Genomic DNA, 13,317 nt, shown 5'->3' on the forward strand with positions numbered 1-13,317 from the left:
TGTCATTGACGAACGTGTACAAGGTTTAGCACTTGGACAGGGTTGGGGCAAGGTGCAGAGCAAAGTCAAAAGATCGCAGCGTACCGCAGCTCCTACACCGATCACCTGCAGGAGCTACCGAACGCTGCGATCTCTTGACCTGGTTTTAGAAAGGATCGTGCCGCGGCAAGCGCTGCGACAACTCGTCCAGCAGCTTCTGCTCACGCTTGTCTTCGAGGCGTTGCGCCTCTTCGCGGTAGCGCTGCACCAGTTTGCGCAAGCCTTCGACCTTGGCAAACGCCTCCTGCCAGGCGTCCCGCGCCTTGATCAGGTTGTTCTGGTGCCAGACCAGGCTTTGCCGCTGCTGGTCGATCGCGGTGTCCAGTTGCGCCAGAAAGCCGTGATACCCCAGCAGCCATTGCCCGGAAACCCCGTCGCTGCCGCGCACGATCCACTGCTCCTGATAATCCAGACGAAAGGCGTCGAGGTCGGCGAGCTTGCTTTCGGCCACTTTGACCTGGCCCTGAAAGTAACCCAGGCGCTGCACGGCGGTTTTCTCGGCCTGTTCGGCCATCTCGACCACCGGTGCCAGACGCGCAGCTCGGCTCACGGCCATGGCCGGTTACCCACCCGCCGCAGGCGCGAACAGGGTTTCGAGGTAAGCCTGGCTCTCGCCCATGTTGATCTTGTCGTTCAGCCCCTGCCGCTGGTAGCGGGTCAGTTGCGGTTGCAGCGAGATCGCCAGATCGGTCTCGCGGTCGCCACCGGCGACGTAAGCGCCGACGCTGATCAGATCGCGGCTCTGCTGATAGCGCGACCACAACTGCTTGAAGTACTGCGCGCGCTGCATGTGTTCCGCCGAGACCACGGCCGGCATCACCCGGCTGATCGACGCTTCGATGTCGATGGCCGGGTAGTGCCCTTCCTCGGCCAGACGCCGGGACAACACGATGTGGCCGTCGAGCACGCCCCGCGCCGAGTCGGCAATCGGGTCCTGCTGGTCATCACCTTCGGACAACACGGTGTAGAACGCGGTGATCGAACCACCGCCCTTCTCCGCATTACCGGCGCGCTCCACCAGTTTCGGCAGTTTGGCGAACACCGAGGGCGGATAGCCCTTGGTCGCTGGCGGCTCGCCGATGGCCAGAGCGATTTCCCGCTGGGCCTGGGCGAAACGAGTCAGCGAATCCATCAGCAACAGGACGTTCTTGCCCTTGTCGCGGAAATACTCGGCGATCCGCGTGCAGTACATCGCCGCACGCAGACGCATCAGCGGCGCATCGTCCGCCGGCGAGGCGACCACCACGGAACGCTTGAGGCCTTCTTCACCGAGGATGTGCTCGATGAACTCTTTAACTTCTCGACCCCGCTCACCGATCAGACCGACGACGATAATGTCGGCCTCGGTGAAGCGGGTCATCATGCCCAACAGCACCGATTTACCGACACCGGTACCGGCGAACAGGCCCAGACGCTGACCGCGCCCGACCGTCAGCAAACCGTTGATGCAACGGATGCCGACGTCCAGCGGTTCGTGGATCGGGTCACGGTTGAGCGGGTTGATCGTCGGGCCGTCCATCGGCACCCAGTCTTCAGCCTTCATCCCGCCCTTGCCGTCCAGCGCGCGTCCGGCGCCGTCGAGTACGCGACCGAGCATGCTCATGCCCATCGGCAGGCGCCCGGTTTCAGCCAGCGGCACCACACGGGCGCCCGGGGCAATACCGGCAACGCTGCCAACCGGCATCAGGAATACTTTACTGCCTGAGAAGCCCATGACTTCCGCTTCCACCTGGGACGGGTGATAGCTGTCGTCATTGATGACCAGGCAGCGCGTGCCCATGGCGGCGCGCAGGCCTTCGGCTTCGAGGGTGAGACCGACCATGCGCAGCAGGCGGCCTTCGAGAATCGGCGCGCCGGCGATTTCAGTGGCTTCGGCATAGGTGCTGAGGCGCTTGGCGAAACTGGTGCGTTCAAGGCGCATCGGGGGCGTCCGCAAGCGGCTCTTCAGGCGCAGCCGCCAGTTGGCTTTCTTCAGGAATGTCCAGACTCAGATCCGGCGCAGCCGGGTGCAGAGCCTGTTCGTGCAACTGGTCGAACAGTTTGGCCATGACCTGGGTCACGCGAGTCTCGATGCTGGCGTCGATGCGGCTGTGTTCGGTTTCAACCCGGCAACCGCCCGGCAGCAACGAGTCGTCTTCGACGATGCGCCAGGATTCCTCATGACGTTCGCGCAAGGCCTTGGCCTGCTCGAAGTCCTGCGGATTGACGTACAGACGCACGTTTTCCACGCCCAACGGCAGTAGCTTGAGCGCGTCGCGCATGACCTGTTCGATCTGGCTGGAATCGATGGCCAGCTCGCGCTTGATCACCTGTCTGGTGACGTGTTGCACGAGGTCGACCAGCGACTTTTCGATCTGCGTGTCCTGCTCGGCAATCGGCTCGAACAGGTGGGTCATCAGTTGCTCGAGGCTGGCGAGTTTCGCCGCCAGCGCCACTTCGGCTTCCTGACGCACCTTGAGCGTGGCGCTGTGAAAACCCTCTTTTTCGCCGATGCCAAAGCCCTCGTTGTAAGCCTCCTGACGGATGCTTTCGAGTTCTTCCAGAGTCAGCGGCTGGACTTCTTCCAGCGGCACTTCTTCCATTTCCGGCGGTTCGGGCTCCGGTTCCGGCTCGGGTTCCGGTTTCGGCGGATCGAAGCTGGGCAGCGCCCAGGATTCGAAACCTCGGACATCGCGGGCGCGGATCAGATCCGTCACTGACTCGTCATGCTTGTCCATGGGCTTAGATCATTTCCTCGCCGCCCTTGCCACCGAGCACGATTTCGCCGGCTTCGGCCATGCGACGGGCAATGGTGAGGATTTCTTTCTGCGCCGTTTCCACGTCGCTGACGCGCACCGGGCCTTTGGCCTCGAGGTCGTCGCGCAACAGTTCGGCCGCGCGCTTGGACATGTTCTTGAAGATCTTCTCTTTGACACCTTCGTCCGAACCCTTGAGGGCCAGCACCAGCACGTCGGAGGACACTTCGCGCAACAGCGCCTGGATGCCGCGGTCGTCGACGTCGGCCAGGTTGTTGAACACGAACATGAGGTCTTCGATCTGACCGGACAGGTCTTCGTCGACTTCGCGGATCGAGTCCATGAGCTGGCCTTCGATCGAGCTGTCGAGGAAGTTCATGATGTCCGCCGCACGCTTGATGCCACCCAGAGTGGTGCGCGAGGCGTTCGAGTTGCCGGAGAACTGCTTCTCGAGAATCTGGTTCAGCTCTTTCAGCGCCGCCGGTTGCACGGTGTTCAACGACGAGACGCGCAGGATGATGTCCAGACGCACCTTGTGGTCGAAGTTGCCGAGCACTTCACCGGCCTGATCCGGGTCGAGGTACGCAACCACGATCGCCTGGATCTGCGGGTGTTCGTAACGGATCACGTCGGCAACGGCGCGCGGCTCCATCCATTTCAGGCTGTCGAGGCCGCTGGTGTTGCCACCGAGCAGGATGCGGTCGATCAGGCCGTTGGCCTTGTCTTCACCCAGCGCCTGGGTAAGCATTTTGCGCACGTAGTCGTCGGAGCCGACGCCGAGACTGGTCTGGTCGCCGACGATGTCGACGAACTCGCTCATGACCTGCTCGACCTGCTCGCGATGGACGTTGCCCATCTGGGCCATGGCCACACCGACCCGCTGAACCTCTTTCGGGCCCATGTGGCGCAGCACTTGCGCGGCATCGGTCGAACCTAGGGACAGCAGCAGAATCGCGGCTTTGTCGACCTTGTTCAGTTTGACGGTTGCGGCTCGGTTATCACTCATCTGCGTTAATCCACTCTTTCACGACCTGAGCCACGCGACCCGGATCCTCGGCCACCAAGCTCTTGATTGCATTCAGTTGTGCGTCGTAACCCTCACTCGGGCTCGGCAACAGAATGCTCTGCGGACCACCGAGGCTTACGCGGTCGTTGGCCAGGTCGCCGTCCAGGCCGCCCATGCCACCGAGTTCCACGTCGCTGCCCAGACCGGCCAGCTCCTTGCCTTTGCCGCCGCCGGTGATGTTGTTCAACACCGGACGCAGCACACCAAACACCAGCACCAGGATGAACAACACACCCAGCACTTGTTTGACGATGTCCCAGAACCATGGCTGGGAGTAGAACGGAATATCGGCAACCACTTCACCGCGTTCGGCGGAGAACGGCATGTTGATCACGCTGACGCTGTCGCCACGGCTGGCATCGAAGCCGACCGCGTCCTGCACCAGACGGGTGAAGCGCGCCAATTCATCGGCGCTCCACGGCGCGCGGGTGGTTTCACCGTTGGCCGCATTGACCTTGACCTGATCGTCGACCACCACCGACACCGACAGACGATTCAGGCGACCCTGCTGCTGTTTGGTGTGGCTGATGGAACGGTCGAGCTCGAAGTTCTTGGTGGATTGTTGACGCTTGTCTGCCGGGTACGGCGCGAGCATCGGCTGGCCGGTGGCCGGATCCATGATCTGCTGACCGTTGGCATCCACCAGAGGTTGACCGGGTTGAATCATGCCGGCCGGCGCTGCGGCGCCACCGGTGGTTTGCGGTGCCGAGGCTGGCGCCGGAGGCTGGTTGCTCAGGGCACCCGGCACACCTTGCGGGCCATTGCTGGCGGTGCGTTGCTCGTTAACCGACTGCTCGCTGCGCAACGCCGGTTGGTCCGGGTTGAACTGCTCGGCAGTCGATTCGACGGCACTGAAATCGATGTCGGCCGAGACTTCGGCCTTGTAGCGATCGTTGCCCAGTACCGGCTGCAGAATGTTGTGGACGCGCTGGGTAAGCATGCTTTCCATGCGGCGGCTGTAATCGAACTGCTTGCCGGCCATGGTCATTTCGGAGTTTTCCGCCTGATCGGAGAGCAGGTTGCCCTTCTGATCGACGACGGTGATCTGCGATTTGCTCAGTTCAGGCACGGAGGTCGCCACCAGGTTGATGATCGCGACCACCTGACCCGGTTCCAGTGAACGCCCGGAGTACAACTCGACCAGTACCGAAGCGCTTGGCTTGCGTTCATCACGCACGAACACCGAGCTCTTCGGAATCGCCAGGTGCACGCGGGCGCCCTTGACGTTGTTCAGGCTGGAGATGGTGCGCGCCAGTTCGCCTTCGAGGCCGCGACGGTAGCGCGTCGCTTCCATGAACTGGCTGGTGCCCAGACCTTGTTCCTTGTCGAGGATTTCGAAACCGATGTTGCCGTCGCTGGGAGTGACACCAGCAGCCGCGAGTTTCATCCGCGCACGGGACAGGTCGTCAGCCTTGACCAGCAAGGCGCCGGAGTTCGGCTCGACGGTGTAAGGGATGTCGGCGGAGGCCAGGGTGTCCATGACCTGCTTGGCGTCCATGCCGGCAAGGCTGCCGTACAACGGACGGTAATCCGGCTGCTGCGACCACAGCACCACGGCAAAGCCAATCGCCACGCTCGCAGCCAGGCCGACCAACAGGCCCACCTGACGCAGCATGGTCATCTCGGAGAGGTTTTCCAGGAAGGACAGGCCGAACAGCGGCGGTTTGCCGTCTATCGGGGTGGCCTTGGCCGGAACGTTATCGGCGACTGCTTCTGCCATGACTCAATCTCGTCCTTAAACCGGCATCTGCATGATGTCTTGATAAGCCTGAACCAGTTTATTGCGCACCTGGGTCAGAGCCTGGAACGACACGCTGGCTTTCTGCGAGGCGACCATCACGTCCGTCAGATCGACGCCGCTCTTGCCGATTTCAAATGCGTTGGCCAACTGAGTCGACGCCTGCTGGGTATCGCTGACTTTGTTGATGGCCTGACCGAGCATGTCGGAAAAGCTGCTGCCTGCCAGTTCAGGGACGGCGGCAGTCGATTTCGGCGTGGCCATGGCGTCCATTTTCATGGCCTTCATGTCCATCATCAACCGATTAAATTCAATACCTTGGCTCATGGTCTACTCTCTTGGGCGGCCCGCAATTTTTTGACACTCACTCGGCGGGTACACAGGTATTAGCAACAAGGGTGCCAGCTCGGCTGGTCTTGTTTCATAAAAGCGGCCAGAGGCTGCGGCTCAACTACAAGCACTGCAAAACAACTGTGAGAGCGAGCCTGCTCGTGAAGGCGCCGTGTCAGGCACATAGGCTTCGAATGACACGCCCTCTTCGCGAGCAGGCTCGCTCCCACTTTGTTCGCAGCGAGTTTCAGGTAGCGAACAGATAGCCTTCGACGTCCATCCCGGCATCACGCATCTGCGCCAGCTTGTAACGCAGGGTACGCGGGCTGATACCGAGTTTTTCCGCGGCTTCCTTGCGGCGGCCACGCTCGGTGCGCAGGGTGTCGATGATCATCTGAAACTCCCGGCGCCGCAGGTCATCGCCCAGCGCACCGGCGGATTCGGCCTCGACTTCGATCTCGCGCACCAGCGGTTGCACTGGCGCGATCGCCGGCGCTGCAGTAAACGTCACCGCGCCGGTCAGACAGAAATCCTGCGGCTGGATCAAACCGCCCTGCTGCAGAATCAGCGCCCGTTGAATCGCGTTATCCAGCTCACGCACGTTGCCCGGCCACGGGTAGTGGGTCAGGCAAGCCTGGGCTTCTGGCGAAAGTATCGCCGCCGCATGCTTCATTTTATTGACGTGCTTGTTCAGCAACCGCTCGGCCAGCGGCAAGATATCGGCAGTGCGCTCGCGAAGTGGACGCCAGGCCAGGGGGAAAACCGACAGACGGTAAAAAAGGTCTTCACGAAAACGCCCTGCCGCCACTTCGCCGGCCAGATCACGGTTGGTGGTGGCGACCACGCGAATATCCAGGCTGATCGGCTTGCGCGCACCGACGCGCTCGACTTCACGCTCCTGCAGCACCCGCAACAACTTGGCTTGCAGACCCAGGGGCATTTCGGAAATCTCATCGAGCAGAATAGTGCCGCCATCGGCCTGTTCGAACTTGCCGACCTGCGCCGCAATGGCGCCGGTGAACGAGCCCTTCTCGTGCCCGAACAGGGTGGCTTCGAGCATGTTGTCGGGAATCGCCGCGCAGTTGATCGCAATGAACGGCTGGCTGGCGCGATGGGATTGCTGGTGAATGTAGCGCGCCAGCACTTCCTTGCCGGTGCCGGACTCACCGGAGATCAGCACCGTGGAATCGCTACGCGCCACCCGCGCCGCCAGTTCGAGCAACTGTGCACTGGCTGGCTCGACCGCCACCGGACCTTCACCCTCCGTCACATTGATGCAACCCAGAGCATGCCGCGACACCAGGTCCAGCAGAGCCTTGGGCTCGAACGGCTTGACCAGATAATCCGCCGCGCCCTGACGCATCGCATCGACTGCACGCTCGACCGCGCCGTGCGCAGTCATCAGCAGCACCGGTAATTGCGGCTGCCGCGCACGCAGCAAACCGAGCAGTTGATGGCCATCCATACCGGGCATGTTGACGTCGCTGACCACCAGACTGAACGCTTCGCGCTCGACCGCCTGCAACGCCTCTTCGGCGCTGCCGACCGCATGGTAGTCGTGGCCCGCCAGCAACAGCGTATCGGCCAGCGCTTCGCGCAACGAGCGGTCATCCTCGACCAGTAAAACCTTGATGCCCATGACGTTTACTCAGCTCCCTGTACAGCGGAAAACAGCGGCAGGATCACCTGCGCGCACGTGCCGCGCCCGACTCGCGAACGCAGCTGCAATTCTCCCTGATGTGCCCGGGCCACAGCCTTGACCACGGTCAGGCCAAGACCGGTGCCGGTCACTTTGGTAGTAAAAAATGGCTCACCGAGACGCTCGAGCACCACCGGATCAATGCCGCTGCCGCTGTCGCTGACGCACAGGCGCAGGCTGTTGTCGCGGGTGTAGCAATGCACTTTCAGGCGCACGCTGCCATCGCTGGCCTGAATCGCGTTTTCGATCAGATTGAGAATCGCCCCGACCAAGGTGTCGCGGTTGCACAACAGTTCGCCTGCATGGCTGTCGCACTGCCAACGAATGGGCAAATCCTGCACATGAGTCAGCGCCGCCGCTTGCAGCGCCTGCATCAGAGTATTCGGGGTGATCCGGTCGGTCAGCGGCAGCTCGCCACGTGCGAACACCAGCATGTCGCGCACCTGATGTTCCAGCTCATGCAGGCGCTCTTTGAGGCGGCCGGCGAAGCGCTGCTGGGTGGCGACGGGCAATTCCTGCTCAGTCAAATGGCTGGCGTAAAGCAACGCGGCGGACAGTGGCGTGCGGATCTGATGGGCCAGCGAGGCGACCATCCGTCCCAGCGACGACAGGCGCTCATGGCGCGCCAGTTGATCTTGAAGATGGCGGGTTTCTGTCAGGTCGTTGAGCAACACCAACTGGCCCGGCTCGGCATCCAGCGAGCGGGTGGCGATCGACAGGCGTCGACCGTTTTTCAAGGAGATTTCATGACCGTCGTCTTCACGCGGGGCGAAGCAACGCGCGATGACGTGGCGCCACAACTCGCCTTCCAGCGGCAGCCCCAACAGGTCGATCGCCGCCGGATTGGCTTCGCGGACCATGCCGTGGCCGTCAATCACGATGACGCCACCGGGCAACAGATCAAGGAGGTTTTGCAGGCGATTGGCCAAGCGTTCTTTTTCTGCCAGCTCCTGCATGCGCTGGGCACTGACCACAGCCAGCTCGCCCTTGAGTTCGGTGACCCGGGCTTCAAGCATGCTGTAGGAGTCGGTCAACTGGCTGGACATCTGATTGAACAGCGCGAACGCCTGCTCAAGACCCAGGCGGCTCGTCTGCTCTACGGACGACGGTTGCCCCTCGGCATTGGAGGCAGATGACATCTGGGCGTGGGGCATTGTGTTCTCTCGCTTGGCTGACCGTCAGTTAAACGGAACGTTGCGAGGGATGTAGCAATACCCGTGCCTAAAAAAAACTGCTTATAAATGAGGGAGTTGAAAAACAGGCGTCAATCATCCGCCTGTTCGTCACCTTCGCGCCGGCTCATGCCGTACTTGCGCATCTTCTCCACCAGCGTGGTGCGTCGAATACGCAGGCGTTCGGCGGCACGCGCCACAATGCCATTGGCGTCGTCCAGCGCCTGCTGGATCAGGCCCTGCTCCAGACCACCGAGATAGTCCTTGAGGTCCAGGCCTTCCGGCGGCAGCATCGCGTTGGCGGTGAAGTCCGGCGTATGACCGTTGATCGCCACGCGCTCTTCGAGATCGCTGCGCAGACTGTCGACCATCTGCTCGTCTTCGTCGTCGACGTAGCGGAATTTCTTCGGCAACTCGACCACGCCGATCACCCCGTACGGATGCATGATCGCCATGCGTTCCACCAGGTTGGCCAGCTCACGGACGTTGCCCGGCCAGCCGTGACGGCACAGCGACATGATCGCTGCCGAATTGAAACGGATCGAACCGCGCTTTTCGTGCTCCATGCGCGAGATCAGTTCGTTCATCAACAGCGGGATGTCTTCGACGCGCTCACGCAGCGGCGCCATCTCGATCGGGAACACGTTCAGGCGATAGTAGAGGTCTTCGCGGAAGGTGCCGATCTCGATCATGCTTTCGAGATTCTTGTGGGTCGCGGCAATGATGCGCACGTCGACGCTCTGGGTCTTGTTGCTGCCCACGCGCTCGAAGGTGCGCTCCTGCAGGACGCGCAGCAGCTTGACCTGCATCGGCAGCGGCATGTCGCCGATCTCATCAAGGAACAGCGTACCGCCGTTGGCCAGTTCGAAACGTCCGGCACGGCTGGTGATCGCTCCGGTGAAGGCGCCCTTCTCGTGGCCGAACAGTTCGCTTTCCAGCAGCTCGGCCGGGATCGCCCCGCAGTTGACTGGCACAAATGGCGCATCGCGACGCTTGGAATGGTAATGCAGGTTGCGCGCAACCACTTCCTTGCCGGTGCCGGACTCGCCGAGGATCAACACGCTGGCGTCGGTATCGGCCACTTGCTGCATCATCTGACGGACGTGCTGAATCGCCCGGCTGGTGCCGACGAGGCTGCGGAACAGGTTGGGTTCGCGATGACGGCCGCGCTCGCGGGCCTGGTCGTACATCTCGCGATAGACCTGGGCACGGTGCAGGGAGTCGAGCAGCTTGCTGTAGCTGGGCGGCATTTCCAGGGTCGAAAGCACACGGCGGCGCTGGTCTTCCGGCAGGTCGACGGAAGAATTATCGCCCATCAGCAAAACCGGAAGGAACTCATCCCATGTCGAGAGTGTCTTTAACAAGCCCAAAAGTGCACCCGGAGCATTTACCGTCCCGATCAGTACACAGATGACTTCACGACTCGATGACAAAGAGCCGACAGCCTGCTGCCAGTCATGGCTGCCGCAGGGTAAATTTTCTTCGCCGAGAAAATTTAAAATCACCGCCAGGTCGCGGCGGCGGACGCTATCGTCATCGATCAGCAGAATTTTGGTTTCACGCCACATGCAATAGCAACTTCCCTAGTCAACTCAATGCCCGAAAAATGGGGCAAGCGAGACGCTTGCAGGACACCTTGTGCCTGTAGACGCCTGAAATCTGAAAACAGCCACTAGTTAAGTCAAAAAACCGTGCACAGTCAAATTTATGGCGCACATGTCTGGATTAACTGGGGGTTAATTAACCAAACAGATGGTAAACCTTTGCCGCCTTTTGCGCTTGGGTGATCTGCGACATCTCGTTGGCTATCGCCTGCCGCTCACCCATCGCCGCCTCCAGAAGCTCCTTGTAGACATGGAGCAACTCCTCAAGGTTACTGCGCAAGGCCTCCTCATCCAGCGAGGCCTCGGCCATGACGTCTTCCATGCAGGAACGGCAAGCCAGATCCAGCTCACCAATGGCTTCCCAGTTGCGTTCGGCCAGCGCGCTGACCAGCGCTTCACGGGTGTCGGCAATTCGCTGCAATACAAGACTCATGGTGATCTCCTTAAAACTGAGGGCCTGGCGGAGCAATGCCGTCCCAGCCTTCCTTGACGGTGCGCAGCAGGCCGGCAACTTCGTCGAGTATCTTCGGATCACTCTTGACGTTGGCCTCAGCGAGTCGCTTCATCATGTAGATGTAAAGCTGGTTGAGCTCACCCACCGAGTCCGCACTGTTTTCCAGGTCCAGGCCTTCACACAAACCACCGATGATGCCGACGGCCTTGCTGATCGCCGTGCACTTGGCAGGAATATCCTTGCGCTCGATAGCGCCCCTGGCCTGAGCGATGCGCTCCAGACCACCTTCCATCAACATTTGCACCAGACGGTGCGGGCTCGCCTCGGATGTCTGGGCGTGCGCGCCGACTTTCTGGTATTGCCGAAGGGCTAACATTGGATTCATGTTCTACCTCATTTGCCACATTGACTCGTATAACCAGTGTATCGCCAACGAGCCACAGAACTTTAGATCAAAAGACAAAAACCCGGCGCACGCCGATAAAGCGTAGCCGGGTTTTTGTCGTTCCTGCCTGTTACTTCGCGGATTGCTGAGCGTTCAGCGAGCTGAAGAACGACGTGATGTTGCTCGCCGTGGCCTTCATCTGCCCGACCAACAGGTCCATGGCGTTGTATTTTGCCGTCAACGTCTTGGTCAGGTTGGCAACACGCAGATCCAGCGCCAACTGCTGTTCAGTCAGGCTTTTGGTGTTTTTGGTGAGAATGGCCATACGCTGATCAAGCAAACCGGTACCGGACTTATTATCCGCCGGTGGCTTGAGGTACGGGTCCACCGCCTTGCTCATACGCGCCAGCAGACCATTGGTGTCATCGGTGCCGGTGAACAATTGCTGAACCTGACCGGTCATGCCTGGCTGCGCCATGGTTTTGGTGAAAGCAGCGGTATCAAACGTCAGATTACCGGTGTTGCGATCGGTCATTACACCCAGCTGGGACAGCACGGCCAACGGACCGCCAGCACCTTTCGCCGTCAACTCACCACGAATATCGGCAATCAGTGCGCGCGGCATCGCATCGCCTGTGAATGCCGCTTGCACGGTCAGCTTGCCATCGGCATCCGGCGTCGCCTTGGACAGCGTATCGATGGTGGTCTTCAACGTGTTGTAAGCGTCGACAAACGACTGAATCGACGTTTGCAGGCCTTTGGTATTGGCATCCACGCTGACAACCGTCGGCTTGCTCGGCGGCGTGCCCTCGCTGACAGTCGTCAGATTCAGGGTCAGCCCACTGATTGCGCCGGAAACCGTATTGCTCTTGCTGCTGACCTGGAGGCCGTCGATGGTCAACTGGGCATTTTTTGCAACGCCGTTGACGGCGCCCGAATCACCTGCCGCCGGGGTGCTGCTCATCGCCTTGGTGCCGTCAATTTCCAGACCGGCAATACCGCTGACGGTGAGGTCGGAACCTTCGCCGGTCTTGCTCGAACTGATCACCAGACGCGAAGCGCCATTGGCGTCGGTCACGATGTTGGCGGAAATTCCGTTGGCGCCCTGGGCCTTGTTGATGGCATCACGGGTGCTCTGCAAGGTGGCATCGGCCGGGATGTCGACGTTGTAATCAGTGCCATTCTGACTGATTTTCAGGGTACCACTCGGAATGGCACTGGAGGCGCCGCCAGCGAAAGAGGCACTGGCAACTTTCGAGCCCGTGGCCAGCTGAGTCACGACAACGTTGTAGCTTCCCGCTACCGCGGTGCTGTCGGCAGTGGCGTTCAGAACCGCCGTATTGGCCGAAGTGGCGCTGAAGCCGGCAAACGCAGGGTTGGTTTTGCTGCCCAGATTGGTCATTGCCGTCTGGAACGCAGTCAGCGCGCTCTTCAACGAACCAATACCGGAAATCTTCAGCGTGTTGGCTTTGGTCGCAGTATCGATCTGCGTCTGCTTCGGAGCCTTGTCGGCATTGACCAGCGCAGTAACGATCGCACCGATGTCCAGGCCGGAACCCAGGCCCGTACCCGGTAAAATTGGACTTGCCATGTGCATCTCCCTTCAGATTGCTGCCGTTCTTTTGACCCTTCCCGGCGTCATTAAAGAAAGACAAACACTATTCATGCCAGCTCTCAGACCTTGGCGTCGAACAATACGTGACTCGCGTTGGCGAGACTGTCTGCCAGCTTGAGGGCTTCTGCGGAAGGGATCTGTCGAACGACCTCACCCGTCTCGCTTGCGATCACCTTGACGATGACCTTCCCGGAATGCTCGTCGATAGAGAACTCCAGATTGCGCTTGATCGACTGAACAAACTTTTCGATCTCCTGCACCGCCAGTTTCAACTTGGCACCGTCCGTGTCCTGACTCTTGGCCGCGACCGGCGCTTGCACCTTGGCAACTTCAGGCGTCGCTGACGGTTTGTCAGCAACCGGAGTTACTGGCTTGGGAGCCGGATAAGACTGGTTAAGCTTCACGCTCATGTCCATGCTCATCACCTCCTAACGTAAAAAGGCGAGAGAGCACGACTAGCGCACTCCCCCGCCCGAACTC

At 60.6% G+C, this 13,317-nt stretch carries 13 protein-coding genes; all 13 read right to left on the minus strand.

Features of this window, described 5'->3' with window-relative positions; all coding sequences use genetic code 11:
- Positions 1 to 145 precede the first annotated feature (145 nt).
- The gene (gene fliJ, locus BW33_RS16045; RefSeq protein ID WP_007966242.1) at positions 146 to 595 is read right to left on the minus strand and encodes a flagellar export protein FliJ; all 450 of its coding nucleotides are present in this window, start codon (positions 593 to 595) and stop codon (positions 146 to 148) included.
- Positions 596 to 601: 6 nt separating this feature from the next.
- Entirely contained in the window at positions 602 to 1,960 is a 1,359-nt protein-coding gene (fliI, locus tag BW33_RS16050) for a flagellar protein export ATPase FliI (RefSeq protein ID WP_047599980.1), read from the minus strand.
- Positions 1,950 to 2,756, minus strand: a complete 807-nt coding sequence (fliH, locus tag BW33_RS16055; protein ID WP_047599981.1) for a flagellar assembly protein FliH — start codon at positions 2,754 to 2,756, stop codon at positions 1,950 to 1,952. The genes fliI and fliH overlap by 11 nt, the downstream gene beginning before the upstream one ends.
- A gap of 4 nt (positions 2,757 to 2,760) precedes the next feature.
- On the minus strand, positions 2,761 to 3,780 hold the full coding sequence (fliG, locus tag BW33_RS16060) for a flagellar motor switch protein FliG (protein ID WP_007920042.1): 1,020 nt from the start codon (positions 3,778 to 3,780) through the stop codon (positions 2,761 to 2,763).
- Positions 3,773 to 5,560, minus strand: a complete 1,788-nt coding sequence (gene fliF, locus BW33_RS16065; protein ID WP_047599982.1) for a flagellar basal-body MS-ring/collar protein FliF — start codon at positions 5,558 to 5,560, stop codon at positions 3,773 to 3,775. Before fliF ends, fliG begins: the two co-directional genes overlap by 8 nt.
- A 15-nt stretch (positions 5,561 to 5,575) precedes the next feature.
- Positions 5,576 to 5,905, minus strand: a complete 330-nt coding sequence (gene fliE, locus BW33_RS16070) for a flagellar hook-basal body complex protein FliE (protein WP_025111944.1) — start codon at positions 5,903 to 5,905, stop codon at positions 5,576 to 5,578.
- A 250-nt stretch (positions 5,906 to 6,155) separates the two neighbouring features.
- Entirely contained in the window at positions 6,156 to 7,547 is a 1,392-nt protein-coding gene (locus BW33_RS16075; RefSeq protein ID WP_047599983.1) for a sigma-54-dependent transcriptional regulator, read from the minus strand.
- A 5-nt stretch (positions 7,548 to 7,552) separates the two neighbouring features.
- The gene (locus tag BW33_RS16080; RefSeq protein ID WP_177327496.1) at positions 7,553 to 8,746 is read right to left on the minus strand and encodes a sensor histidine kinase; all 1,194 of its coding nucleotides are present in this window, start codon (positions 8,744 to 8,746) and stop codon (positions 7,553 to 7,555) included.
- 125 nt (positions 8,747 to 8,871) lie between these two features.
- Positions 8,872 to 10,347, minus strand: coding sequence for a sigma-54 dependent transcriptional regulator (locus BW33_RS16085; protein ID WP_003222863.1), 1,476 nt, complete (start codon positions 10,345 to 10,347; stop codon positions 8,872 to 8,874).
- A 172-nt stretch (positions 10,348 to 10,519) separates the two neighbouring features.
- On the minus strand, positions 10,520 to 10,816 hold the full coding sequence (gene fliT, locus BW33_RS16090) for a flagellar protein FliT (protein WP_007966233.1): 297 nt from the start codon (positions 10,814 to 10,816) through the stop codon (positions 10,520 to 10,522).
- A 10-nt stretch (positions 10,817 to 10,826) separates the two neighbouring features.
- A complete protein-coding gene (fliS, locus tag BW33_RS16095; RefSeq protein ID WP_047599985.1) occupies positions 10,827 to 11,222 on the minus strand; it encodes a flagellar export chaperone FliS in 396 nt (131 codons plus the stop codon).
- 130 nt (positions 11,223 to 11,352) lie between these two features.
- The gene (gene fliD, locus BW33_RS16100) at positions 11,353 to 12,813 is read right to left on the minus strand and encodes a flagellar filament capping protein FliD (protein WP_047599986.1); all 1,461 of its coding nucleotides are present in this window, start codon (positions 12,811 to 12,813) and stop codon (positions 11,353 to 11,355) included.
- Positions 12,814 to 12,896: 83 nt separating this feature from the next.
- Complete coding sequence (locus BW33_RS16105) at positions 12,897 to 13,253, minus strand: flagellar protein FlaG (RefSeq protein ID WP_047599987.1); 357 nt, start codon at positions 13,251 to 13,253, stop codon at positions 12,897 to 12,899.
- Positions 13,254 to 13,317 lie beyond the last annotated feature (64 nt).

Source organism: Pseudomonas sp. RIT288 (assembly GCF_000631985.1).
Taxonomy (GTDB): Bacteria; Pseudomonadota; Gammaproteobacteria; order Pseudomonadales; family Pseudomonadaceae; genus Aquipseudomonas.